The sequence below is a fragment of the Rhizobium sp. BK529 genome (assembly GCF_014194105.1).
In the GTDB taxonomy this organism is placed as follows: domain Bacteria; phylum Pseudomonadota; class Alphaproteobacteria; order Rhizobiales; family Rhizobiaceae; genus Rhizobium.
Genome location: NZ_JACIAU010000001.1, coordinates 646,418 through 670,485 on the forward strand (window position 1 = coordinate 646,418; position 24,068 = coordinate 670,485).

The window sequence follows — 24,068 nt, forward strand, 5'->3', positions numbered from 1 at the left end:
CGCCTGATCGACCGGCCGGCTTGGCCGTAGATCTGGGCTACGACGCGCGCCGGCCGGTTGACCGTTCGACTCCGTTTGAGCCAACAGAATGCTTCAATCTGACCGGGAAAGGCTCTAAAGTCAGGATGGCCGGATCCCCGGCAGTTTGGAAACCTCGGCGACAAGGAAGTCGGTAAGGAGACGAACGCGGGCAATGGCGGAGCGCTCGGGCACGATGAGCAAGCTCAGCGGGACCGGCGATGGACGATAGTCTTCGAGCACGGCTTCGAGCCGACCGTTTTCCAAGAGATCGTGAACCAGCCAAAGGTGGGCGGGACCAATGCCGCGTCCTGCGGCCAAGGCTTCGCGCGCCGCGAGCCCGTGATCGACGCGCAGCTTCCCATTGACTGAAACCGTCAAATTCGCGCCATGGACGGAGGAGAGAGCGATCTGATCGCTCCCGGCCACATTGGACATTATGACGGTTTCGTATCGCGAGAGATCGTCCGGGCACTCCGGCCGCCCGTGGACGGAGAAATAAGCCGGAGCGCCGACCAGCAGCCGGTGGCTTTTTCCGAGCGCATGAAGCTTCATCGAGCTGTCGGCGAGAGGTCCGAGCCGGAGTGCCAGGTCAACGCCTTCACGAACCAGGTCGATGCGCTCGTCGGTCAAGTTGAGATCGACGCTGATGTCCGGATGCTGGTCCTGAAACTCGAAGATGAGTCGCGTGATGTGCATCACGCCAAGCGCTGCAGTACAGGAAATCCTGACAGCGCCCGCGGCCGCACGACGGGCATTTCTGGCTTCCTCGGTAGCCTGTTCGACCAGGCGTAATACCTGAAGGCAGTTGGCATAATAGCGGCTGCCTTCGTCGGTGAGGGTCACGCGACGCGTGGTTCGACTGAGGAGAGGCACACCGACTGCGCCCTCGAGTTCGTTGAGGTGCCGTGTCACGGTCGATTGACCGACGCCGAGTTCCATTGCCACCGTAGATAGGTTGCCTCGTTCGGCAACGCGAACAAAAGTGCGCATTCTGTCGAGAGACAGCCCGGTATTATCCATTTTTCAGTACAATGATATTCATTAGGTCAATGTAGGGGATAACTGAGCCTGCGGCTAGCCAAGCGTGGCCAGAACGGCGGAGATTCTTCCGGTGGTCCCGCATGTGATCATTCCCGATTTAAGTGGAATTTGCGAGGCCTGGCTGTGATTTTTACGCGGTAAGGCGAATAAAAACATGCCGTTACACGCCTGATTTCAGGAGCGGACCCAAGCAAGGCGGGTGATCGACGCGGCTCTTTTTGAGCCGAGTTGTTGTGTCATTCGCGCATCATTCTCCGCAAAGTAGAAAACATCGGTTGGCAAAGTTGAATTTGTCCGGTACAAAAACTCCACCGCTGCAGATCAATCAAAGGAGGCGTTGTATGACATCAGCATTCATCGAAGTCCTCCCGTCTGGAATGATGCGACACTAGGTCATTCCAATTCGCGGCCCTCCAGGGGAGCGCGAGATGCGGTTTTAATTTCTTTCACAGTTCGACCGATCTGCCGAGACGAATCCGTCTCCCGTTCCGACTGTGTTCATCAACTCTTCATTTTGGGGCCGGCTGCCGAAACACGGGGTCGGACTGGTTAAAATGGCTCGCAAAAAGCTCGATTTCCGTGCCGATGCGTATCGCAACGTACTCGGCTTTGTTTTTCGTCAATGGACCCATCGGCCCGCACTGGTGGGCGTCATTATCCTGCTGGTGATCGCCAGCACGCTGGCCGAAGTCATGGTGCCGGTGTTTTCCGGTGAGATCGTCGACGCGATTGCCGGCGGCAATGCGGCTGGCGGTGCCATCAGGGCTTTCGCTGTCGTCGTGGTCCTTGGCCTGACCAGCGTTGCCCTGCGCTGGTTTATCTTCGGCGGGATCATCCGGCTGACACTGCGCATCATGGCTGACGTCGTCAATAACGGCTTCCATAAGGTGCAGCGCTTCTCGACCGACTGGCACGCCAATAGTTTTGCCGGCTCGACGGTCCGCAAGATCACCCGCGGCATGTGGGCGCTTGACGCGCTCAACGACCTGCTTCTCATCGCCTTGCTGCCGTCTGTCGTCATGCTGGTGGGTGCCAGCATCGTGCTCGGCACCTATTGGCCGATCATGGGCCTGATCGTGGCTGCGGGATCGCTTGTTTATATCGGAGTGACCGTCCTGCTTTCCATCGGTTTCGTGTCGCCGGCGGCGAAACTTGCCAATGCCTGGGACACCAAGCTCGGCGGCGCGCTGGCTGATGCCATCAGCTGCAACTCCGTGGTGAAAGCGTTCGGTGCCGAAAGGCGCGAGGAGGAGCGCTTGCGCCATGTGCTCGCCAAATGGGACAGCCGCACGCGGCGGACGTGGAAACGCGGGACATTGAACGGCACGATCCAGGGCTTCATGATGGTTTCCATGCAGGCCGGCATTCTCGGCACAGGCCTCATCATGTGGCAGCAAGGGCTTGCGACGCCTGGCGACATCACATTCGTGCTGGCGATGTTCTTCGTCCTGCAGGGGTATCTGCGCTCGGTCGGCCAGGATATCAGAAACCTGCAGCGCGCCGTCAACGACATGGAAGAACTCGTGCTGCTCGACAAGACGCCGCTCGGCATCGAGGATAAGCCGAATGCGAAGGCCATCGCGATCGGCGAGGGCGAGATCGTGTTCGACCGCGTCACCTTCCAGTATGGTGCTCATCCGACTCCGCTCTATGAGGATTTCTCGGTCACCATCAAACCGGGGGAGCGGGTCGGACTGGTCGGGCATTCCGGTTCGGGCAAGACCACTTTCGTCAAGCTCATCCAGCGTCTTTATGACGTGAATTCGGGTTCGATCCGGATTGACGGACAGGATATCGCTGACGTCAGGCAATCGAGCCTGCGCAGCCAGATCGCCATCGTGCAGCAGGAGCCCATCCTGTTTCACCGCACGCTCGCCGAAAATATCGCCTATGGCCGGCCGAATGCGTCCAGGCGCGAGATCGAGAACGCGGCAAAACAGGCCAGCGCGCACGGCTTCATCAAGGATCTGCCGAAGGGTTATGAGACGATGGTGGGCGAGCGTGGCGTCAAGCTATCGGGCGGTGAACGTCAGCGTGTCGCCATCGCCCGCGCTTTCCTGGCCGATGCGCCGGTTCTGATCCTGGATGAGGCGACCTCCAGCCTCGACAGCGAAAGCGAGGTGCAGATCCAGCAGGCCATGGAGCGCCTGATGGACGGCCGCACGACGCTGGTCATCGCCCACCGCCTGTCGACGGTGCGAGCGCTGGATCGATTGCTGGTCTTCGACAGGGGCATGATCGTCGAAGAAGGCGACCATCAAGCGCTCATCCGGCTCAACAACGGCATCTATCGCCGGCTGTTCGAGCGGCAGGCGCTCGAACTGACAAAGGGTCTGGTGGCATGAGCCGAGGCACCGGGGCGCTGAGGCTCCGGTGCTTCTCTTCGCTTGCCCCGCGTAATTTTTGCTGAGCAAGGGGCGGCTTATGGCCGTGAGTCATTGCCCTCAGGCAGGGTTCATGGTGGCGAATATGCGGTCATAGCTATTGGCGCATTAGCTAAGCAGCGTTTTCCGTAAGGCCGGAGCGGCGGGCGATGAGGCGGGCGAGTGCCGGGCCGATCAGCAATATGATCAGGAAACGGCCGGTCTGCATGGCCATGACGAAGGGCACGTCGACATCACTCGAGGCTGCAATAATAGCGACAGAATCGGCGCCGCCGGGGCTGGTGGCGAGATAGGCGGTCAGTGGGTCGATGCCGGCGAATGCGTGAAGGGCGAATGCCATGCAGCCGCAGAGCGCCATCAGAATGATGATGGAGGCTGAGACGCGCGGCAGGGCGCGGGCGGCATGTTTGAGGATCGAGCGGGTGAAGCGCAGGCCGATGCTCCAGCCGATCAGCGCGTAGCTCAGCGCCAGGATCCAGGTTGGCAACTCGATCTTCAAGAGACCGAAGCCCTGCAGCAGGGCTCCGACAAAAAGCGGCACCACGATATTGCCGCCCTGGATGCGGAAGCGGAAGACGGTGTAGCAGCAGAGGGCGGCGAAGATGACCGTCATGGCGAAAGCCGGCCAATCGACCGGCGGGAAGAAAATGACCGGCGGCGGCGTCTCGCCATCGGCGGCGACCCAGAGGCGCGAGATGACCGAAGCGCCGACCGCTACGAAGACGACGCGCAGATATTGCATGAAGGCGACCAGGCGCGCATCGGCCCCATAGGCCTCCGACATGATGACCATGGCCGAGGCGCCGCCGGGCGTGGAGCCCCAGACCGCCGTCGTGCCGGGCAGCACCTGCCAGCGTGTCAAAAGCCAGCCGAGGCCGGCGGCAATGGCGATGACCGAGAAAATGAAGAGGATGAAGAGGGGCGCGTCCTTGGCCATGGTGCCGAGGATATCGGGCGTGATATTGCGAGCCATCAGGAGACCGACCAGCACCTGGCCGAATTGCAGCGGCCAGTAGGGTACGCGCAGCTGACCTTTGCCGATGGTGAGCGCCAGTATGATGGCCGCGACCATCGGGCCGATCAGCAGCGAGGCGGGCAGGGCGAAGAGTTCGAGGAAAAGGACTGATATGGCCGACAAGGCGAGCAGCAATGCCCATTTGGGCAGGCTCGCTTTTTGAAGGAAGCTGCTTGCGTCCAAAACTGTAGTCCCCGAACTTTTCGACCGGAGCAGGCCCGAAGGCAAAGGTGGGAGGAGGCCCCGGTATGAATGAAGAGGCCGGCTGCGAGGGCCGGCAGGCGCAGATCCGGTATAGGCGTGCTGATGGCATTGGGTCAATTGTGGAATCTGACCTAATCGATCTAAAGCCTGACGTGTTTCGCAAGGAAATCAAGCAGGGCGCGAACACGCGCCGGCAGTGGTCCGCCCTGGCCGATATAGACGGCGTAAAATTCTTCGAGGTCGCCGGGATTGAGCGCTTCGAGCACCGGAACGAGCCGCCCAGCGGCGATATCGGCGCGCACGGTGAATTCCGTCATGCGGGCGAGGCCGGCGCCTGAGAGCGCCAGATAACGCATGGCCTCGCCATCGCCGACCTGCAAGCCGGGCGTGAGCGGAATGGTGATCTCCACGCCGTTCTCCAGGATCGGCCAGCCCTCCAGCGCCCGGGCATAGGAAAAGCCTATGCGGCGATGGTCATGGAGTTCGGCGGCCGAATGCGGTTCGCCATATTGCGCGAGATAATCGGGCGACGCGACGATGATCTTCCTGGCGGCGCCGAGCTTGCGGGCGATCAGGCTCGATGTCTTCAGCGGGCCGGCGCGGATCGCCACATCGGCACGCTCTTCCAGCAGGTCGATGACCTTGTCCGTGTGGGTGATATCGAGTGTCACGCCCGGGTGCTCGGCCATGAAGGCGGGGACGAGCGGGGCCAGAACATGATTGCCGAAGGAGCCGCTGGTATTGATGCTGATGCGGCCCGCCGCCTGTTCTCCTGCCGAAGCGAAACGCTCCGCCTCCGATATGTTGGCAAGGATAGCGACACTGCGCTCATAGAAGGCGCAGCCCTCCGGTGTGAGCTGCAGCTTGCGCGTCGAGCGGTTGACGAGGCGCGCGCCGAGCCTTGTCTCCAGCCGGGCGACCAGCTTGCTGACGGCCGACGGCGTCATGCGTCGCGCTTGCGCGGCAGCGGAAAAACCGCCGCGCTCGACGACGCTGACGAAAACTTCCATTTCTCCGGATCGATTGATGTCCTGACGGCTCACGATGAATTTAAATCACAGATGATATGATCTTAGGCAATCTATATCATCGTAGCGGCTGGGTCTATCTCTCCTTGGAGAACAGGAGTTTGGATCATGGAATACAGAAATCTCGGTGCATCGGGCCTTAGGGTGCCGGTGCTGAGCTTCGGGGCCGGCACTTTCGGCGGCAGCGGGCCGTTGTTCGGCGCTTGGGGCACGACGGATGCGCAGGAAGCGCGGCGCATGGTGGATATCTGCCTGGAGGCGGGTTGCACTTTGTTCGATACGGCTGACGTCTATTCGGCCGGTGCCTCCGAGGAGGTGCTGGGGCAGGCGATCTCGGGCCGGCGCGATGCCGTGCTGATCTCGACCAAGACGGCTCTGCCGATGGGCGAGGGGCCGAATGACTGGGGCACGTCACGAGCGCGGCTGATCCGCGCCACCGATGATGCGCTGCGCCGGCTCGCCACAGATTATATCGATCTGCTGCAGCTTCACGCCTTCGATGCCTCGACGCCGGTGGAGGAGGTGCTTTCGGCGCTCGATGGGCTCGTTGCCGCCGGCAAGGTGCGTTATGTTGGCGTTTCCAATTTCTCTGGCTGGCAGCTGATGAAATCGCTCGGGATTTCCGAACGCTACGGTTATCCGCGTTATATCGCCCATCAGGTCTATTATTCGCTCGCCGGGCGGGACTACGAATGGGAACTGATGCCACTTGCCGCCGACCAGAAGGTCGGTGCGCTGGTCTGGAGCCCGCTTGCCTGGGGCAGGCTGACGGGCAAGATCCGCCGCGGTGCGCCCCTGCCGGAGGGAAGTCGGCTGCATCAGACGGCCGAATACGGTCCGCCCGTCGATAACGAGAAGCTCTTCGATATCGTCGATGTGCTGGGCGAAATTGCCGCCGAGACTGGCAAAACCGTGCCGCAGATCGCCATCAACTGGCTGATCGGCCGGCCGACCGTTTCAAGCGTCATCATCGGCGCGCGCAACGAGGAGCAGCTCAGGCAAAATCTCGGTGCCGTCGGTTGGAGCCTGACGCAGGAGCAGATCGAGCGGCTCGATGCCGTTAGTGCCGTGACGCCGCCCTACCCCTATTTCCCCTATTATCGGCAGGAGGGCTTTGCGCGGCTCAATGCGCCGGCGGTTCCTGCAATAAAGATGGGATGAAATCTTCCCGAATCTTGGCTGGACAGCCGCTTTGACTTGCCTCATACCCGGCCTGCTACAGATGCTGTAGCAGGCTGTGGAATGCAGGGAGATCAAGGGCATGGCACTGCGCGACGCAAAGGCTGGAGTGCGAAACGAAGCGGGGATCGAAGCGGTTACCGGCATTTTGAAGCAGCGCTTCGGCGAGCGGTTCCAAACGGGTCAGTCCTTTCGCGCCCAGCATGCGCACACGACCACCTACATTCCTGCACAGTTGCCCGATGGCGTGCTGTTTGCCGAGACGGCCGACGATGTGAAGACCGTCGTCCGGGCGTGTGCCGATCACAAGGTGCCGGTCATCGGCTTCGGCACCGGCTCCTCGCTCGAGGGGCAGGTCAATGCGCCGAACGGCGGCATTTCCATCGATTTCAGCCGGATGAACAAAGTGATCGAGGTCAATCCCGAGGATCTCGACTGCACGGTCGAGCCGGGCATCACGCGGGAGGAGTTGAACACCTATCTGCGCGATACCGGTCTGTTTTTCCCGATCGATCCCGGCGCCAATGCCTCGATCGGCGGCATGACCTCGACGCGGGCTTCCGGCACCAACGCCGTTCGATACGGCACGATGAAAGACAATGTGCTTGCCGTCACGGCAGTCACCGCATCGGGCGAGGAAATCCGTACGGCGCGGCGCGCCCGCAAGTCTTCGGCCGGTTACGACCTGACGCGGCTCTTCGTCGGGGCGGAGGGTACGCTCGGCATCCTGACCTCGGTGACACTGCGCCTGCACGGTATTCCGCAGAAGATTGCTGGCGGGGTCTGTGCCTTCCCGAGTGTGAAAGCTGCCTGCGACGCGGTCATCATGACGATCCAGATGGGCATTCCGGTCGCCCGCATCGAGCTCGTCGATGCGCTGCAGATGCGGGCCAGCATCGCCTACGCCAATCTGCCCTATGAGGAGAGCCCGGCACTCTTCCTCGAGTTCCACGGCACGGATGAGACGGTAGCGCTGCAATCGGCCGCCTTTGCCGAAATCGCGGCCGAATGCGGCGGCGGCGAATTCAAGTGGACGGCAAGCCCGGAGGAGCGCACCAAGCTCTGGAAAGCCCGCCATGATGCCTATTGGTCGGTGCGGGCACTGGCGCCCGGCCTTGCCGTACTTTCGACCGATGTTTGTGTTCCAATATCACGGCTCGCGGATTGTGTTGCCGAAACGCAGGCCGATATCGAAGCAAACGGTTTGCTGGCGCCAATCGTCGGCCATGCGGGCGACGGGAACTTCCATGTGCAGCTGTTGTTTGACGACAAGAGTGCCGCGGGAATTGCCACGGCAGAAGAGTTCGTCGCCCGATTGAATGCGCGAGCACTCGCCATGGATGGCACATGCACCGGCGAACACGGGATCGGGCAGGGGAAGATGGCATTTCTGGAGCAGGAACTCGGGGGTACGGTGGATCTGATGCGTCAGATCAAGCGGTCGCTCGATCCGGACAATATCTTCAATCCCGGCAAGATTTTTCACCTGGGCTGAAAATGGAACAATCTCATGATCTTGGCCCTTGCCCCCAGCATGAATAGCGCTAGTGTCGGCAACAGAATTCCGAATGGAGAATCCCTGATTTGATAGGCCGGTTCCTCGTCTTTCTAGGAGGACTGATCGTCGTAGTGCTCTTCGTGGCGCTACTGGCTCCGCTATTCATTGACTGGACGGATTTCCGCAAGAATTTCGAGGATCAGGCAAGCCGCATCATCGGCAAGAAGGTGACGGTGCATGGCACGGTCGACGCGCGGCTTCTGCCGTTTCCGTCCGTGACGCTGCATGACGTGCGCGTCGGCCAGGAGGAAGACGGCAAGCCGATCGTGCAGGTCGAGCAGTTCTCCATGGACGCCGAGCTTGCGCCGTTCCTTTCGGGCGAAGCGCTGATTTTTGACATGCGTGTCGTCAATCCGAAGGTGCGGCTGCGGCTTCTCAAGGACGGATCGCTGGACTGGATGCGCGGCAGCCAGCCGGTAATTCCGGCCCGGAACGTGGTTCTCGAAAATGTGCATGTCAATGGCGGTGAGATCGAGTTCGTCGACGACCAGTCCGGCCGTTCCCGGCATGTGACGGGGCTCAACGCCGAGATGTCGGCGAAGTCGCTCGCCGGTCCATGGCGCATCGAAGGCGACGGCGCGCTCGACGGCGAACATGGCAGCTTTTCGATCTCCAGCAATCAGCCTGATGAGAACGGCGTGTTGCGCATGCGCACCCGGCTTGCTCCGGAAAGACATCCTGTCACCGTCGATCTCGACGGCGAGCTGAAGCTGGTCGATAGCCGACCAAACTATCAGGGGACATTGTCTGCGGCGATCGAAAATCGTGGGGGCAAGACCGAAAAGGGCGAGGCGCCGCCGCCACGCCTCAAGGGCCGTTTCGAGCTTACGAACGACCGCATCCGCATTCCCGAATATCGAATGGAAGTCGGCTCCACCGACGACCCCTATGTGATCACGGGCGAGGCGACACTCGATACCGGCACGGCGCCGGAATTCCTGCTGACTGCCGATGGCCAACAGATCGATGTCAACCGTATCGGCAACCAGGGGGCGGCCGGCAAGACCAACCGCGACCCGGCGGTTTCGGCGCGCCAGCGGCTGAATTCGCTGATCGAGATCGTCGGCCAGGTGCCGATTCCGCAGGTCCCGGGCAAGGCGACCGTGCGCCTGCCTGCTATCGTTGCCGGAGATACGACGATCCGCGACGTGGCATTGGAACTACGGCCTGCCGGCAATGGCTGGATGATCGACAATGCCGTCGGCACACTGCCAGGCCGCACGCAGGTGGAAGGCAAGGGCAAGCTGACGCTGCAGGGGGAACCCTCCTTCAATGGCCAGATGGTCGTTGCCTCCAACCAGCCGACCGGGCTTGCGTCCTGGCTATCCGGCTCGGTCGATCCGGCGATCCGCCAGCTGCGGCAGGCGGGCTTTTCGGCCAATGTCAGCCTGACGCATGATCTGCAACGCTTCGAGAATCTGGAGATCGCGATTGGTGCGGCAACGCTGAAAGGCCGGTTGGAGCGGCAGACGACCAACGGCCAGACGCCGTCGCTGTCCGTCGCGCTTGCCGGCGACGCGCTGGACCTCGATGCGCTGCGCGCCCTGACCGGCCTCTTTACCGGCCAGGATGCCGGCGACAACGTGCTCGACCACAAGATCGCCGCACAGCTCAGAGCGGATAAGTTCACTGCTTTCGGCGTGCAGGCCGACAATGTCGAAACGACCTTCACGCTCGCGGATGGCGCACTTTCCGTCGACCATCTGTCGATCAAGAATCTTGCGGGCGCCGAACTGACGGCGACGGGCAAGGCCGAGGGATCGTTGCTTGATTATAAGGGCACTGGCGAGATCACCTTCAAGGCGGCCGATCCCGGCCCCTTCTTCGCCATGCTGCGCGAGCATCTGCCGCATCACCCTGTGATGGACCGGTTGGTGCGCAATGCCGGCTGGTATGGCAATACGGCGCTGCGCGGTGCGTTGACGCTCGGCGGCGACGACGGCAATGCGCTGGCAGTGACGCTGGCAGGCGTTTCCAACGGTAGCCGCGTCAATCTCGATTACCGCATGTCCGACCTTCTGGCGCTGACCGGCAACGGCACGACGACGCTGGAGGCGACACTCGACAATGCCGTTCCGTCGATCCTCTTCGGCCAGGCGGGACTCGATCCGCTGCCGGTCGATGCCGGCGCCAACGGCCGCATGACGCTGAAGGTGACGGCGGCAGGCAACGATCCTGCCGATGCCGCACTGACCTTCGCGACCGACCGCACCTCGTTTACCGCAAATGGCAAGGTTGACGTACGGCCCGACACGTTCATGGACGGTAATGTCGCGGTCTCGCTAGAGAGTACCGATCTCGACCCGTATCTCGTCATGAACGGCATCGCGCTCCCGGAACTCGGCACCGGGCTGCCGTTCAAGCTGCAGACTAATGCGACCATCGATGCCGACAAGGTGGTGCTGGCCGATCTCAACGGGCACGCGGCCGACAATGAATTCAAGGGTGCTCTAACCTTCGACCGCAAGGCGGCAAAGACAGCGGCAAGCGGCACGCTTGCGCTTTCCCAGGCCGATCTCGGCTGGCTTGGCGAGGCTGTATTCGGGCAGATCAAAGACCCCGCCAACGGCCAGCTGACGACGGCTGCACTCGGCCAGCCGCTCTTTCGTGATCTCGATGTCAATCTGAAGCTCACCGCCAAGCAGTTCTGGCCGGGGCTTTTCAACACGGCGGTCAATGACTTCACCTCCGATGTTGCCTACAAGGGCGACGAACTGCAGCTCAACAACATGGCTGGCAATTGGGACGGAGGCGCGCTTTCGGGCAATATGCTCTTTACCAATGCCAATGGCACGGGCTTCATGCAGACGCGACTGACGCTTGCCGATTCCGATCTCGGCGGCGTCGTCTGGCCGCGCGACGGTGCGCCCGTCGCCAATGGCAAGTTCGGCATGTCGCTTTCGCTCGAAGCCTCGGGCAAGACGGTTGCGGAGATTGCGAGCTCGCTGAACGGCTCGGGCGAGATTCAGCTCGGCGAGACGAGCGTTCGCGGGCTGAACCTCGCGATCCTGGCGCCGCTGCTGGCTGCCACCGATCCGATGCAGGAGCAGATCAATGCCGGCAAGATACATCCGATCGTCGAGACACTGCTGAACAATGGTGAGGCGAAGCTGCCACCGCTTGGCATTCCCTTCAACGTGACGGATGGCACGCTTAGGTTCCAGAATGTCAGCGTCGCCAATGACCTGGCGCACCTGACCGCCGATGCGCAGATCGAGCTGCCGCAGCAACGCATCAGCGCCACGCTCGGAATCGGGCTCAATCCCGGCGCGGAAGCGCTGCCGGGTGCGGAGCCCGGCATCCGCCTGAACTTCTCCGGCTTGCTGGCTTCGCCCGGCAAGACGATGGATGTGACCGATATCACCAGCTTCCTCTCGCTGCGCGCCTTTGAGCGCGAGCGGCGGCGCGTCGAACGGCTGCAGACCAATGTGCTGGAAAAGCAGCGGCTGCGGCGCGAGGTGGCGCTCTACCGTTTCAACGATGCCGAACGCGCTAAAGCCGCCGAGATCGAGCGGCAGCGGCAGGCCGAGGAGGAGCGGCTGAGGGTGCTGGCGCAAGAGGCAGCTCAGCGCAAAGCGGAAGCCGAGGCGAAGGCGGCTGCCGAAGCGGAAGCAAGCGCCAAGGCTGAGGCCGAGGCACGGGCCAAGGCTGCTGCAGAGGCTGAAGCTGCGCGGCGAGCAGAGCAACCCCTGCCGCCCGCACAGCTCAATTTCAACCAGGTGCCTGGCGTCCGCGCTCAGTGAAAGGGTCGTTACTTGGTCAGGCTCCTGGACGCTTGATCAGCTGTGGCGATGCCGCTTTTCAGCCAGCGGAGCACATGCAGGCGTAGCGCCGAAGAGAGGTTGCTCCCCGGCGGCCGATCATCGTCTATTTCGGAAATCAGGGTTGCTAGCGGTATGCCGCGGCACGCGGCAATAGACTTCAGCTCGATCCAGAATTCGTCTTCCAAAGAGAAGCTGGTTCGGTGCCCATGCAATGTCGCCGAATGTTTACGGATCATCGGGCTGCTTCTTCGTCGTTGAGAAAGCGATTCAAGCAGGAGTTTCAGCTGCTTGATCGCGAAAGCTTTTATATCGGCGCGATCAAGTCTCGTCCTTCTCGAGCCTGCCTTGATCGAGCGCCTTTTCGGCCTTCTCGTTGCGGGCTTTGGTCAATTGCTTTTCGGCCTTGGTACGGCCGTGAGAGATGCGATTCTGCTCGGCCTGCTTTTCCTTTTCGGAACGGGCCTGCTGCTTTCGAAACTGACGCAAATTGACGATTTCGGCGCTCACGCGGTTGCCTCCATCATGAAAAAAGGAGGCTTTCGCCTCCTCCGACACTACTGTTTTTTGCGGAAGGAATCGAGCGAGACAACGGAGCCTGGCTTCTTTTCCTCACCTTCTGCGGGTGGTTTTGCAGCCGCCTCCTCCGTCTTGACGGCATCAACGGGATAGGCCGTGATCTCGGCAGCCGGCTGCTCTTCGCCGTCGCTCAGCGGCACATCGAACTCCAGCTCGAAATTGACCGAGGGGTCATAGAAGCCTCTGATGGCATTGAAGGGGATGACAAGCTTTTCAGGCACGTCGGAGAAGGACAGCCCGATCTCGAAATGAGATTCGGTGATCTTCAGGTCCCAGAACTGGTGCTGGATGACGATGGTCATCTGTTCGGGATATTTCGACTTCAGGTGCTGCGAGATGCGCACACCGGGAGCGCCCGTGAGAAACGTGATGAAGAAGTGATGGTCGCCGGGCAGTCGGCCCGTCGTTGCGACTTCGGCCAAGACCTTGCGGATCACGCCGCGCAGCGCGTCCTGTGCCAGAATGTCGTAGCGGATGTGATCCTGCCCCATGCTTTTCCTGTCTTTCGTCGGTTTAGAAGTCTTTTCACGAACTTGTATGGCACGTCCGGGCGCTTTGTGAAAGGCGCAAGCCGATTCATGCGTTTATCGAGCATACATGATTTCGTCGAGAAAGGGGAGAAGGTGAAGGCTTCTGTTGCCAGGTGCCTTCGGACCCCGCCTTACGGGGCTAGCCGTAAGGACTTAGAGCGGAATTCCCGCACCGCCATTAGGCAGCGAGAGCGTATTCCTTAGCGTTGTTGTCGTTTGCAACTACACTTGTGACCCGATAACGGCGGTATCATGCCGAGCGAAAAGTCGATCTTTACACCCTTGTCGATCCTATTTCGCCCCCATCAAAAGCAGGCCGTTTCCCTCGAAAGAGGTAGGCCTGTTTTTGGTGGAGGCGCCGGGTACCGCCCCCGGGTCCAATAGGTTTATTCCATCGCCCGTTTATCGCCATAGCCGGCCCGAAAGCCGGCAAGAGGGATATAGTGTTTTTGTGATCGCAAGGGAAGGGGATACGTCATAAAAGCGTCGTGGTCATCGCCAGTTTTGGTTGGATAATCAGCCGCAAGCATTGGTTTTGAACCGCTTTGGCCTTAAATTAGCGGCAAAAGGAATCAGCTGACGCCATGAAGCAGTATCTCGACCTCTTGAGCCATGTGATGGAAAACGGCACCGATCGCGGCGACCGCACCGGTACCGGCACGCGCTCTGTCTTCGGCCACCAGATGCGCTTCGATCTCGATGCCGGTTTTCCGGTGCTGACAACGAAGAAGCTGCACCTGCGCTCGATCATCCATGAGCTGCTCTGGTTCCTGAAGGGCGAAACCAATATCCGCTATCTGCACGAGAATGGTGTGTCCATCTGGGACGAATGGGCCGACGAAAACGGCGATCTCGGCCCGGTCTATGGAGCGCAGTGGCGCTCCTGGCCGGCACCCGATGGCGGGCATATCGATCAGATCGACAATCTCGTGAAGGGCATCGTCAAGAACCCGAATTCCCGCCGCCACATCGTCTCGGCCTGGAACCCGGCTGAGGTCGATAATATGGCGCTGCCGCCCTGCCATTGCCTATTCCAGTTTTATGTGGCCGACGGCAAGCTCTCCTGCCAGCTCTACCAGCGCTCGGCCGATATTTTCCTTGGGGTGCCCTTCAACATCGCTTCTTATGCGCTCTTGACGATGATGGTGGCGCAGGTGACCGGGCTGAAATATGGCGACTTCGTCCATACGCTCGGCGATGCGCACCTCTACCATAATCATTTCGAACAGGCGAAGCTGCAGCTGACACGCCAGCCGAAGCCTTTGCCGCGCATGCTGATCAAGCGTGACGTGAAGGATATATTCGACTTCGTCTACGAGGATTTCGAACTCGTGGGATACGACGCCGATGCCAATATCAAGGCGCCGATCGCCGTCTAAAGTGCGTTGCGATCTCCAAGATTCGCTCGCCACGTTTTAACTTTTATTTCGCATGTTGTTATCGCAAAAACCGCTGCACAGTTTTGCGCGACATGCTTTAAGACCGGAAGCCTGATGTCCGATATCCGCAAGACCATTTTTGCCGCCGTTGCCCGCAACGGTATTATCGGCCGTGACGGCGATATGCCTTGGCGGCTTTCGACTGATCTCAAGCGCTTCAAGGCGATGACGGTTGGCAAACCGGTTATCGTTGGCCGCAAGACATTCGAAAGCTTCGGCGGCAAGCCGCTGCCCGGACGCCAGCATGTGGTGATTTCGCGCGGTGCCGATATCGATCACCCCGACGTGCATATGGCCCGTTCACTGGACGAGGCAATTGGCATGGCGGAGAAACTTGCTCGCAAGCAGGGCGAGAACGAGATTTCCGTCCTTGGCGGCGGACAGATCTATGCGCAGGCGATGGGTTTTGTCGACCGCATGTGCATCACGCATGTGGAAGCTGATGTGGATGGTGACACCGCTTTTCCCGACATCGATCCGACCATCTGGGTGGCAACTGAGACCCTCGATATTCCTTCAGGGGAAAAGGATACCTATCCCACCCGTTTCGTCGTTTACGAACGTCGAGACGCCTGAAAAGGAACTATTTTCCAATTATATTGACCAAGTTCCTGACACCGCGTTGAAAGCCGGTGCGGCGATACCTATAACGGTCGGATCGCATCCGCCGGCAGCCCCCACGGCGGTCGGATGTGTGGAGCTAACGAACAACGAGGTTTTGATGCCCTGGAGTAATCAGAATGGCGGCGGCGGCCCTTGGGGCGGCGGCGGTAACAATCAGGGGCCATGGGGGCAGGGGCCGAACCGCCCACGCGGCGGCAAAGGGGGACCGCCCGACCTAGAAGATATCATCCGGCGCGGGCAGGATCAGTTGCGCGGTTTCATTCCCGGCGGGTTCAACGGCGGTGTGGTTGCGATTATCGTCGCGATCATTGCGATCTTCTGGCTGTTCCAGTGCATTTACGTTGTCCAGCCGGACGAGCGCGGCGTGGAGCTGCGCTTCGGTAATCCTAAGCAAGAAATTTCCATGCCGGGCCTGCATTTTCATTTCTGGCCGTTCGAGACCGTCGAGACCGTCAAGGTGACGGTGCAGCAGCAGAACATCGGCGCAACCTCGGCAGGATCGTCCAGCGGGCTGATGCTGTCGGGTGACAGGAGCGTCATCAACGTGCAGTTTGCGGTCTTCTATACAATCAGCGATCCGAAGGCTTATCTCTTCGGCGTGGAAAATCCAGCGGAGACGCTGCAGCAGGTTTCCGACAGCGCTATGCGTGAGATTGTCGGCCGCCGTCCTGCACAGGACGCCTTCCGCAGCAATCGTCAGCCGATCGAGACGCAGGTTCTCAACATCGTTCAGGATACGATGAATCGTTATGGCGCGGGCATTACCGTGACTGGTGTGACGATCCAGAACGTGGCGCCGCCGCGTGAGGTCGCCGATGCCTTCGAAGAAGTGCAGCGTGCCGGACGTGACCGCGACAGCACTATCGAGGACGCCAATCGCTATACGAACCAGAAGCTCGGCCAGGCGCGAGGCGATGCCGCCCGCATCCGTGAAGATGCCGCCGCCTACAAGGATCGCGTCGTCAAGGAAGCGGAAGGCGAGGCCCAGCGCTTCAGCGCCATCAACGACGAATATTCAAAGGCTCCCGATGTGACGCGCAAGCGCCTGTTCCTGGAAACGATGGAGCAGGTCCTGAGGAACTCCAAGAAGGTCGTGATCGACGAGAAGCAGGGCGTCGTGCCATACCTGCCGCTCAATGAGATCGGCAAGTCGGCGCAGCAGCGGTGAGGTTGACAATGGTATCGAACAGACTTCCCGTAATCCTGATCGCCTTTGCGATCCTTCTCCTCATCCTTTACTCGTCGGTTTTCGTGGTCAATGCACGTGAACAGGCGATCGTCGTGCGTTTCGGTCAGATCCAGTCGGTGAAGAGCGAGCCGGGCATCTATTTCAAGCTGCCATTCGGCTTCATGGATGCCGACCGTGTGCAGTTCGTGGAACGGCGGGCGCTGAGGCTCGACCTCGACAATATCCGTGTTCAGGTTCAGGACGGCCAGACCTTCGATGTCGACGCCTTCGTGATCTATAATATCGCGGATGTGCGCCGTTTCCGCGAAACGGTGTCGGGCGATCGCGATGCTGCCGAGGCACGACTGCGTGCGCAGCTCGATTCCTCGCTCCGCCGTGTCTACGGTTTGCGTGACTATAACGCAGCGCTTTCGGAAGAGCGCGTGGCGATGATGCTCGAAATCCGCGACGATCTGCGCACAGATGCCGAAAACCTCGGCCTGCATATCGATGACGTCCGTATCCGTCGGACGGATCTGTCGCCGGAAGTGGCTCCGAATACCTACAACGCCATGCGCTCCGAGCGTCTGGCCGAGGCCGAGCGCATCCGCGCCGAAGGTAACGAAGAAGGCCAGCGTCGCCGGGCTGTTGCCGACCGCCAGGTCGTCGAAATCACTGCCGATGCGCAGCGCGATTCCGAAATCCTGCGCGGCCAGGGTGACGCAGAACGCAACCGTATCTTCGCCGACGCCTTCGGTAAGGATCCGGCGTTCTTCGAGTTCTACCGCTCGATGTCAGCTTATTCCTCGGCTCTCTCCTCGCAGGATACGACGCTGGTTCTGTCGCCGACCTCGCAGTTCTTCCGCTACTTCGAGAATGCGAACGGCAATCAACCTGCGCCCGGCCAGACCGGTGGCCTCGTGCCGCCGGCGGTGCAGCCCGCACCTGCGGCTCCGGCAGCGAACTGACGGCAGGACGAATGCAGGATTTCCTCACCGGGCTTGCATTCTTCCTCATCATCAAGGGGCTCTTTTATGCACTAGCCCCTCGTTTTCTTATCGAGATGGCGAAGGTTCTTCCGACTGTCCCGGAGCGCCAACTCAGGACCTTCGGACTTGTGGCAATGGCACTTGGTGCCGGAGGTGTCTGGCTTTTGCGAGCCTAGATCACATTCGCACGGGGATTTCTCGAAAAGGTGATTTCGCCCTCCATCATTCCGCCTTATGCTGGTGTTGTATGTGCGTTTTTATCCCAGACGAGGAAGCTTGATGGCCCCCACGAATCGCTCGCCCTTCAGACGAACGCTCGCGCTTTTGGCCGGCACAGCCCTCCTGGCGAATGTCGGCGCAGGCGGTATTGCGCATGCGCAAACCACCCCGGCGCCCGCTGTACCTGAACAGGCGGCACCGGCCCCTGCAGCGCCTCAACCGACGCCGCTTTCTCCGGCTGCAGTCGCGCCTGCGGCTCCGCCCCTGCAGATGACGGCTCCGACCAATGGTCCGGCTTCGGTTGCCGATCTCGCCGAAGGGCTGCTCGATGCCGTGGTCAATATCTCGACCTCGCAGAATGTGAAGGATGACGAGGGCGCAGGCCCGGCGCCACGCGCTCCCGACGGCTCGCCCTTCCAGGAATTCTTCAACGATTTCTTCAACAAGCAGCAGGGCAATCGCGCGCCGAACCACAATGTCAGCTCGCTCGGCTCCGGCTTCGTCATCGATCCCTCTGGGTATATCGTCACGAACAACCACGTGATCGAGGGCGCCGATGATATCGAGGTCAATTTCGCCAATGGCACTAAGCTCAAGGCCAAGCTGATCGGCACCGATACCAAGACCGACCTTTCGGTGCTCAAGGTGGAGCCGAAGCAGCCGCTGAAATCTGTCAAGTTCGGCGATTCCAGCGTCATGCGCATTGGCGATTGGGTGATGGCGATCGGCAATCCGTTCGGTTTCGGCGGTTCAGTGACGGTCGGCATTATTTCGGGGCGCGGGCGTAACATCAATGCCGGCCCCTATGACAACTTCATCCAGACGGATGCTGCCATCAACAAGGGCAATTCCGGCGGACCGCTTTTCAACATGAAGGGCGAGGTGATCGGCATCAACACCGCGATCATTTCTCCATCGGGCGGTTCGATCGGCATCGGCTTCGCGGTGCCCTCGGAACTTGCGTCCGGCGTTGTCGAGCAGTTGCGCGAATATGGCGAGACGCGCCGCGGCTGGCTCGGCGTGCGCATCCAGCCCGTCACCGACGAAGTGGCCGACAGCCTCGGCCTCGACAGCGCCAGAGGCGCGCTCGTCGCCGGCGTCATCAAGGGCGGACCGGTCGATGACGGCTCGATCAAGGCGGGCGACGTCATCCTGAAATTCGACGGCAAGCCCGTCAGCGAGATGCGCGACCTGCCGCGCGTGGTCGCCGAGAGCCCTGTTGGCAAGCAAGTCGACGTGGTGGTGCTGCGCGACGGCAAGGAGCAGACCGTCAAGGTGACGCTCGGCCGTCTCGAGGATAGCGACCAGGCTGCGGCCGGGGACAATTCAGACGATGACGGCGTCATCAATCCCGATCCCGGCGAGAACAACGATATGGACCAGCCGGATCAGGACGGCGATCAGGGCCAGACCGCGCCTGATGGACAGGGTCCGCAGCAGCAGGATCAAGGTCAAAATCATCAGGGCCCGAACCAGCATGGCCAGAGCCAGCAGGGACAGGATAAGGCGACGACGGATCAGGCCATGCCCAAGCATGTGCTTGGTCTTTCGCTCTCGCTGCTCAGCCCCGAAACCCGCAAAACCTTCGGCATTGCCGAAAGCGTCGATGGCGTGGTCGTGACTGAAGTCGCGCCGGGTTCGGCAGCCGCGGAAAAGGGTCTGAAGCCCGGCGACGTGATCGTCGAAGTGGCACAGGAATTCATGAAATCGCCGGATGCTGTTGCCAGCAAGGTGCAGTCGCTGAAGCAGGAAGGCCGGCGTAATGCGCAGATGATGGTCGCTGCGGCGAACGGCGACCTGCGGTTCGTTGCTGTGCCGATGGAATGACAGCCGTCAACCTGGGGCGCAAAAACAAAAGGAGCGGCTAGCCGCTCCTTTCTTCATTTCAACAGTGCTCGAAACTTTAGGCGGTCACGAAATCCGTTTTGCGATAACCTTGGATATAGAGCAGCGCCGTGAGGTCGCCGTGGTTGATCTGCATGTCGGCTTCGGCGGCCACAGTCGGCTTCGCGTGAAGGGCGACGCCGGAGCCGGCCAGATGCAGCATGCCGAGGTCATTGGCGCCGTCGCCGACAGCGATGGCGTCTTCAGGGGAGATGCCTAGCCGGGCGGCGATGTCGTTGAGGGCGTCCACCTTGGCCTGCTTGCCGAGGATCGGCTCGGCGACGTGGCCAGACAGAAGGCCGTCTTCTTCCAGCAGGACATTGGCGCGGTTTTCGTCGAAGCCGATGACGGCAGCGATGCGGCTCGTGAAGACCGTGAATCCGCCGGAGACAAGGGCGGTGTAGTAACCCTTGGACTTCATGGTGGCGATCAGTTCGGGGCCGCCCGGGGTGAGCGTGATGCGCTTGGAAATGACTTCGTCGACGACGGAGATCGGCAGACCTTTCAGGAGGGCGACGCGTTCACGCAGCGCCGGCTCGAAGGCGATCTCGCCGTTCATGGCGCGGGCGGTGATCGCGGCAACCTTTTCTTTCAGGCCAACTTCGGCGGCGAGTTCGTCGATGCATTCCTGACCGATCATGGTGGAATCCATGTCTGCGATCAGCAGCTTCTTGCGGCGGGTTTCCTGTTCCTGGATGACAAGATCGATCGGGCCATCTGCGATGACGGCAAGCAGATTGGCCTCGGCCGCCTGTCTGTCGGAGCCGTCGGCGAGCACGATATCGCAGGCAATGCCGTCTGCCAGCCAGTACAGCCCGGATGCCCTGACGGCGTCCGCCGCACGTTCGGCGATCGCAGGCGAAAGAACGGGGTTTGACGGATTGGCAACAAGCGTGGCAACGAGGGCCATGATGGAAAACCTTCTGAGCTCTGTGAACGCGATCCTGATAACCGGGCCGACCGCCAGCGGCAAGTCCGCGCTCGCGGTGGAATTGGCTAAGCAGCATGGCGGGGTGGTGGTCAATGCCGACAGCATGCAGGTCTATGACACATTGCGGGTGCTGACGGCTCGGCCTTCGCAGGAAGATATGGGAGGCGTGCCGCATCACCTTTACGGCCACGTGCCGGCGGGAGCGGCCTATTCGACGGGCGCCTGGCTGCGGGATGTGACCGCGCTCCTGCCGCGCATCCGCGCCGAAGGAAAGCTGCCTGTCTTCGTCGGCGGCACGGGTCTCTATTTCAAGGCGCTGACGGGTGGGCTTTCGGAAATGCCCGTCATCCCCGAAGAGATCCGCCAGCGGTTGCGGGCGCGACTGCTGGAAGAGGGCTCGGAGCGCCTGCATGCGGAGCTTGCCAGGGCTGATCCCGCCGTCGCCGGAAGCCTCAACCCGCAAGACGGGCAAAGGATCGTGCGTGCGCTCGAAGTATTCGGGGCGACAGGCCAGTCGATCGCAGAATTCCAGGGGCAGGCGGGGCCTGTGATCGTCGATCCCGAAACCGCACGCAAGATCGTTGTGCTGCCGGATCGCGCCGTGCTGCATCAGCGCATCAACGGGCGTTTCGAGAAGATGCTGGAGCAGGGGGCGGAAGAGGAGGTGAAGGCGCTGTTGGCGCTTGATCTCTCCCCTGAAATGCCGGTCATGAAGGCGATCGGCGTATCACAGATTACCGCCATGCTGCGTGGCGAAATGAGCCGGCAAGAGGTGATCGAGCGTGGCGCGGCGGCGACGCGGCAATATGCCAAGCGGCAGATGACGTGGTTCCGCAATCAGATGGATGAAAGCTGGGAGAGGCTTTCTTCCTGACAAGGCGCCAGCAGCGCCCTGGCCTGCAAGGCGCTAGAATGATTTCGAATCATAGCTAGCGGAGCTTCGGGGCGGCATGAACAATTTTCTCGCCAAGACACTTTCTTCCATCAACGCACTGATTGCGATCGTCATCCTTGCCTTTTTCACGCTTTCGGGCGCGACCGGAGCGTCGGTGCAGGGCGGATCAGGAATGTTCGTGATCGGTGCGATCCTGGGTGCCATTGCTGGCATCGTCGTTGCGGCGCTCATCTGCGGCACGGTTGCATTCCTGACGCTGATCGAGCGTCATCTCGCGGAAATAGCGGCGGCAACGCGCCAGCCGCGTTCATGAGCGGCCCTCAATCCTTCTTATAGAGGCTGCTCAGCGGCTTCTTGAGGATACTTTCACGCAGTGACATTCCACCCTCGCGGCGTGGCTGTGATATCTGCTCACCGAAGGCCGGTTTCGGCTGATCATCGCGGCGCATTTCGCGGCGGAGGGCCTCGAGTCGTGCGTCGATCGAGGTCTGCGGCGAGAGCGGCGGCGGCTCGGGCACGACACGGTTTTGTGAAAGCTCGGCTTGCTGTGGGCGGCTCTGCGGCAGGAGGTCAGGATGATAGGGTTCGAGCGCCGCCGATGCCGGCGAGACGATGCGAAACGGATCGGCTGCTTCGTCGGCAAAATCGTCTTGCGGCTCATGACTGTCTGTCATGGCCGACGTGTAGCTCTGCTGAAACGTGGAGATATCGGGACCTGACGTGATCGCCCGCATACGGGTGACGATGCGGCGCAGATCGACGGTATCGGGATCTTCCTCGGCATGTATGCTGATGGCGCTATGGGCCTTCGGCAGCAGACTTTCATCGACGCGCAGGAAGCGCATGCGCATCGGCACGCGGATCGCTTCGCCGAAGGCAATCGCTTCTCCGTTACCGATCGAGGAGATGAAGCTCGTCGTCGAGATCGAGGAATTGGGAATGGCGGAGCGGATGATTTCCTGGTCGCGGTCATTGGCAAGGCGCATCGCAAAGAGCGTCGAGCACTGCGAGAGGATCGTCTGGTCGAGTTCACCAGGGCGCTGGGTGATGATGCCGAGCGAAACGCCGTATTTGCGGCCTTCCTTGGCAATGCGGGCGATCGCCTGCCGCGTGGGCACGAAACCTAAGGTCGGGTCAGAGGGAATGTAGCGGTGGGCTTCCTCGCAGACGACCAGCATGTGGATGGCGCCCTCGCTCCATAGCGCGATTTCGAAGGCCATGCGGCAGAGCACCGAGGCGACGGAATTGACGACCTCCGAGGGTATGCCGGCAAGCTGGAAGGTGCAGATCGGCCTGTTGTCGCCGGGGATGCGGAAGATCTGCGCAATCGTATCTGTGATCGTGTCGCTGATCGTATTGTTGGAGAACATGAAGTGATAGCGCGGATCGTTGATCGCGGCGATGATGCGCATCTTCAAGGAGCGCAGGGATGGTTTTTCGGCGCGGCCCTCCAGCCTGCCGATGCGCTCATCGATGAGGGCGAGCAGATCGGCGATGCGGTAGGGTACCGGCGTATCCGCCGTTATCGAGCTCTTTTCCGTCGCGCGGCGCACAAGCGAACTGTCGCTGCCGCGGAAAGCGCGTTTGGCCTCCGGCAGGATATCGCGCAACATGTCGAGCTCTTCCGGCACCGGTGGGCGGCCGCGGAAGACGACCTCGGCGAATTCTTCGAGCCGCATCAGCCAGAAGGGCAGATCGAGCGTATCGGTATCGATGGTGACGGCGTGTTTCGGAAAGGCGGCGGCAAATTCATTGTGTGGATCGAGGATCAGCACGCGCAGCTTCGGATCGGCCTCGATCGCCTTATGCAAGAGCAGTGAGACGGCGGTCGATTTACCGACGCCGGTGGAGCCGACCACGGCGAAATGCTTCGACAGCATCGAGGGCACGTGGATCGCCGCGTCGATGCTTTCATCCTGTGTCAGGGTGCCGATGACGGCGGTGGCGCCCTTGCCGGCATCATAGATGCGCATCAGGTCGGCAGCGCGGATGCGGTGGGCGATGGCGCCGAGATAGGGGTAGCGCGAAATGCCGGTCGAGAATTCCTCGCGGCCGTCTTCATCGACGCGGACTTCGCCAAGCAGTTCGGTCTCGATGCGGAAGATATTATCCTGACCTTCGCCCCAGCCCTGGTTGCCGGTATTCATGGAGAAGACGAGGGCGACTACGCGGTTCCTGCCGACGCTGATGGAAATCAAGCGGCCGACGGACCACAATTCCGTGAGGTCGGTGCCGCCGGCTTCCGCCACAGCTGCAATGGTTGCGCGCGATCCGCTGCATGCAACGACGCGCCCGAGAAACCTGTTCCCTGGCGTAAGGCTGTCGCGGCGATCCTGTTCGCCCGCCCTGCCGGACGTTCTCATGTCGTTATCGAGCAAAGGGCTACTCCCTGCATTAAACTGCAGAATATGACTGATCCTTTAACAAAACCTTCAATCCGAGATTTGGGCGATGCGACGTGTTGTCGGCCACGTTTCCAGGCCCCGTGGAATTTTTATTGCGGACTGCGTTGACGCTGCGAAATTTTCTGTCTATCACTTCCGCCCATGATAATTTCGAACGTTCTTATCGTGGTGGGAAAGCGCATGGGCAGGATGGTGTAACCATCCGGCGATAGCC

The 24,068-nt window shown here is 60.9% G+C and carries 20 protein-coding genes and 1 other RNA gene; 12 read left to right on the forward strand and 9 right to left on the reverse strand.

Translation table 11 applies throughout. The features are described 5' to 3' along the window. Nucleotides 1-120 precede the first annotated feature (120 nt). Nucleotides 121-1,041, reverse strand: coding sequence for a LysR family transcriptional regulator (locus tag FHX08_RS03155; RefSeq protein WP_132653845.1), 921 nt, complete (start codon nt 1,039-1,041; stop codon nt 121-123). A 575-nt stretch (nt 1,042-1,616) separates the two neighbouring features. Between FHX08_RS03155 and FHX08_RS03160 the strand changes: the two genes are divergently transcribed. Then, the gene (locus tag FHX08_RS03160) at nt 1,617-3,407 is read left to right on the forward strand and encodes an ABC transporter ATP-binding protein (RefSeq protein ID WP_184326851.1); all 1,791 of its coding nucleotides are present in this window, start codon (nt 1,617-1,619) and stop codon (nt 3,405-3,407) included. 151 nt (nt 3,408-3,558) lie between these two features. Here the strand turns inward: FHX08_RS03160 and FHX08_RS03165 are convergent, their stop codons facing one another. Both FHX08_RS03165 and FHX08_RS03170 read right to left on the reverse strand, forming a co-directional pair. Beyond that, nucleotides 3,559-4,644, reverse strand: a complete 1,086-nt coding sequence (locus FHX08_RS03165) for an AbrB family transcriptional regulator (protein WP_184326852.1) — start codon at nt 4,642-4,644, stop codon at nt 3,559-3,561. A 161-nt stretch (nt 4,645-4,805) separates the two neighbouring features. After that, the gene (locus tag FHX08_RS03170) at nt 4,806-5,708 is read right to left on the reverse strand and encodes a LysR family transcriptional regulator (RefSeq protein WP_132653848.1); all 903 of its coding nucleotides are present in this window, start codon (nt 5,706-5,708) and stop codon (nt 4,806-4,808) included. Between the two features lie 93 nt (nt 5,709-5,801). Here FHX08_RS03170 and FHX08_RS03175 point away from each other — a divergent pair, with 93 nt between their 5' ends. The 3 genes from FHX08_RS03175 (at nt 5,802) to FHX08_RS03185 (ending at nt 12,173) form a co-directional block, all read left to right on the forward strand. Further along, the gene (locus FHX08_RS03175) at nt 5,802-6,854 is read left to right on the forward strand and encodes an aldo/keto reductase (protein WP_132653849.1); all 1,053 of its coding nucleotides are present in this window, start codon (nt 5,802-5,804) and stop codon (nt 6,852-6,854) included. Nucleotides 6,855-6,954: 100 nt separating this feature from the next. Then, nucleotides 6,955-8,367 (forward strand): FAD-binding oxidoreductase, encoded by a 1,413-nt coding sequence (locus tag FHX08_RS03180; RefSeq protein ID WP_184326853.1) that lies wholly within the window; start codon nt 6,955-6,957, stop codon nt 8,365-8,367. A gap of 89 nt (nt 8,368-8,456) precedes the next feature. Next, nucleotides 8,457-12,173 carry an AsmA family protein gene (locus FHX08_RS03185; protein ID WP_184326854.1) on the forward strand — a complete coding sequence of 1,239 codons (3,717 nt, stop codon included), beginning with the start codon at nt 8,457-8,459 and terminating at the stop codon, nt 12,171-12,173. 8 nt (nt 12,174-12,181) lie between these two features. Here the strand turns inward: FHX08_RS03185 and FHX08_RS03190 are convergent, their stop codons facing one another. From FHX08_RS03190 to ssrA, 4 genes are all read right to left on the reverse strand, one after another. Then, nucleotides 12,182-12,430: a ribbon-helix-helix domain-containing protein gene (locus FHX08_RS03190; protein ID WP_132653852.1), complete on the reverse strand. Its 249-nt coding sequence runs from the start codon at nt 12,428-12,430 to the stop codon at nt 12,182-12,184. 82 nt (nt 12,431-12,512) lie between these two features. Beyond that, a complete protein-coding gene (locus tag FHX08_RS03195) occupies nt 12,513-12,701 on the reverse strand; it encodes a DUF4169 family protein (protein WP_184326855.1) in 189 nt (62 codons plus the stop codon). 47 nt (nt 12,702-12,748) lie between these two features. After that, complete coding sequence (locus FHX08_RS03200; RefSeq protein ID WP_184326856.1) at nt 12,749-13,261, reverse strand: SspB family protein; 513 nt, start codon at nt 13,259-13,261, stop codon at nt 12,749-12,751. A gap of 131 nt (nt 13,262-13,392) precedes the next feature. After that, nucleotides 13,393-13,770, reverse strand: a transfer-messenger RNA (tmRNA) gene (gene ssrA, locus FHX08_RS03205). A 114-nt stretch (nt 13,771-13,884) separates the two neighbouring features. Between ssrA and FHX08_RS03210 the strand changes: the two genes are divergently transcribed. The 6 genes from FHX08_RS03210 to FHX08_RS03235 all read left to right on the forward strand — a co-directional run bounded on the left by FHX08_RS03210 (nt 13,885) and on the right by FHX08_RS03235 (nt 19,566). Further along, nucleotides 13,885-14,679, forward strand: coding sequence for a thymidylate synthase (locus tag FHX08_RS03210; protein WP_184326857.1), 795 nt, complete (start codon nt 13,885-13,887; stop codon nt 14,677-14,679). A gap of 114 nt (nt 14,680-14,793) precedes the next feature. Further along, nucleotides 14,794-15,315, forward strand: coding sequence for a dihydrofolate reductase (locus tag FHX08_RS03215; protein WP_184326858.1), 522 nt, complete (start codon nt 14,794-14,796; stop codon nt 15,313-15,315). Between the two features lie 145 nt (nt 15,316-15,460). Further along, nucleotides 15,461-16,531: an FtsH protease activity modulator HflK gene (gene hflK, locus FHX08_RS03220; protein WP_184326859.1), complete on the forward strand. Its 1,071-nt coding sequence runs from the start codon at nt 15,461-15,463 to the stop codon at nt 16,529-16,531. Nucleotides 16,532-16,539: 8 nt separating this feature from the next. Then, nucleotides 16,540-17,499, forward strand: a complete 960-nt coding sequence (gene hflC / locus FHX08_RS03225; RefSeq protein ID WP_184326860.1) for a protease modulator HflC — start codon at nt 16,540-16,542, stop codon at nt 17,497-17,499. An 11-nt stretch (nt 17,500-17,510) separates the two neighbouring features. Then, nucleotides 17,511-17,696, forward strand: coding sequence for a DUF2065 domain-containing protein (locus FHX08_RS03230; protein ID WP_184326861.1), 186 nt, complete (start codon nt 17,511-17,513; stop codon nt 17,694-17,696). Nucleotides 17,697-17,799: 103 nt separating this feature from the next. Then, the gene (locus tag FHX08_RS03235; RefSeq protein WP_184326862.1) at nt 17,800-19,566 is read left to right on the forward strand and encodes a Do family serine endopeptidase; all 1,767 of its coding nucleotides are present in this window, start codon (nt 17,800-17,802) and stop codon (nt 19,564-19,566) included. Between the two features lie 76 nt (nt 19,567-19,642). Here the strand turns inward: FHX08_RS03235 and serB are convergent, their stop codons facing one another. After that, complete coding sequence (gene serB / locus FHX08_RS03240) at nt 19,643-20,533, reverse strand: phosphoserine phosphatase SerB (protein ID WP_132653861.1); 891 nt, start codon at nt 20,531-20,533, stop codon at nt 19,643-19,645. On the opposite strand from serB, the gene miaA reads away from it, so the two are divergent. Continuing rightward, a complete protein-coding gene (gene miaA / locus FHX08_RS03245) occupies nt 20,532-21,428 on the forward strand; it encodes a tRNA (adenosine(37)-N6)-dimethylallyltransferase MiaA (protein WP_184326863.1) in 897 nt (298 codons plus the stop codon). The genes serB and miaA overlap by 2 nt on opposite strands. A 76-nt stretch (nt 21,429-21,504) precedes the next feature. Beyond that, nucleotides 21,505-21,762, forward strand: coding sequence for a hypothetical protein (locus FHX08_RS03250; protein WP_132653863.1), 258 nt, complete (start codon nt 21,505-21,507; stop codon nt 21,760-21,762). Between the two features lie 7 nt (nt 21,763-21,769). Here the strand turns inward: FHX08_RS03250 and FHX08_RS03255 are convergent, their stop codons facing one another. After that, complete coding sequence (locus FHX08_RS03255; RefSeq protein ID WP_132653864.1) at nt 21,770-23,827, reverse strand: ATP-binding protein; 2,058 nt, start codon at nt 23,825-23,827, stop codon at nt 21,770-21,772. Nucleotides 23,828-24,068: the final 241 nt, after the last annotated feature.

What these genes read in the sequence shown, in the direction of transcription:
- FHX08_RS03155 (WP_132653845.1), bottom strand. Translation starts at nt 1,041, where the DNA reads ATGGATAATACCGGGCTGTCTCTCGACAGAATGCGCACTTTTGTTCGC.
- FHX08_RS03160 (WP_184326851.1), top strand. Translation starts at nt 1,617, where the DNA reads ATGGCTCGCAAAAAGCTCGATTTCCGTGCCGATGCGTATCGCAACGTA.
- FHX08_RS03175 (WP_132653849.1), top strand. Translation starts at nt 5,802, where the DNA reads ATGGAATACAGAAATCTCGGTGCATCGGGCCTTAGGGTGCCGGTGCTG.
- FHX08_RS03180 (WP_184326853.1), top strand. Translation starts at nt 6,955, where the DNA reads ATGGCACTGCGCGACGCAAAGGCTGGAGTGCGAAACGAAGCGGGGATC.
- FHX08_RS03190 (WP_132653852.1), bottom strand. Translation starts at nt 12,430, where the DNA reads ATGATCCGTAAACATTCGGCGACATTGCATGGGCACCGAACCAGCTTC.
- FHX08_RS03200 (WP_184326856.1), bottom strand. Translation starts at nt 13,261, where the DNA reads ATGGGGCAGGATCACATCCGCTACGACATTCTGGCACAGGACGCGCTG.
- FHX08_RS03210 (WP_184326857.1), top strand. Translation starts at nt 13,885, where the DNA reads ATGAAGCAGTATCTCGACCTCTTGAGCCATGTGATGGAAAACGGCACC.
- FHX08_RS03215 (WP_184326858.1), top strand. Translation starts at nt 14,794, where the DNA reads ATGTCCGATATCCGCAAGACCATTTTTGCCGCCGTTGCCCGCAACGGT.
- hflK (WP_184326859.1), top strand. Translation starts at nt 15,461, where the DNA reads ATGCCCTGGAGTAATCAGAATGGCGGCGGCGGCCCTTGGGGCGGCGGC.
- hflC (WP_184326860.1), top strand. Translation starts at nt 16,540, where the DNA reads ATGGTATCGAACAGACTTCCCGTAATCCTGATCGCCTTTGCGATCCTT.
- FHX08_RS03230 (WP_184326861.1), top strand. Translation starts at nt 17,511, where the DNA reads ATGCAGGATTTCCTCACCGGGCTTGCATTCTTCCTCATCATCAAGGGG.
- FHX08_RS03235 (WP_184326862.1), top strand. Translation starts at nt 17,800, where the DNA reads ATGGCCCCCACGAATCGCTCGCCCTTCAGACGAACGCTCGCGCTTTTG.
- miaA (WP_184326863.1), top strand. Translation starts at nt 20,532, where the DNA reads ATGATGGAAAACCTTCTGAGCTCTGTGAACGCGATCCTGATAACCGGG.
- serB (WP_132653861.1), bottom strand. Translation starts at nt 20,533, where the DNA reads ATGGCCCTCGTTGCCACGCTTGTTGCCAATCCGTCAAACCCCGTTCTT.
- FHX08_RS03250 (WP_132653863.1), top strand. Translation starts at nt 21,505, where the DNA reads ATGAACAATTTTCTCGCCAAGACACTTTCTTCCATCAACGCACTGATT.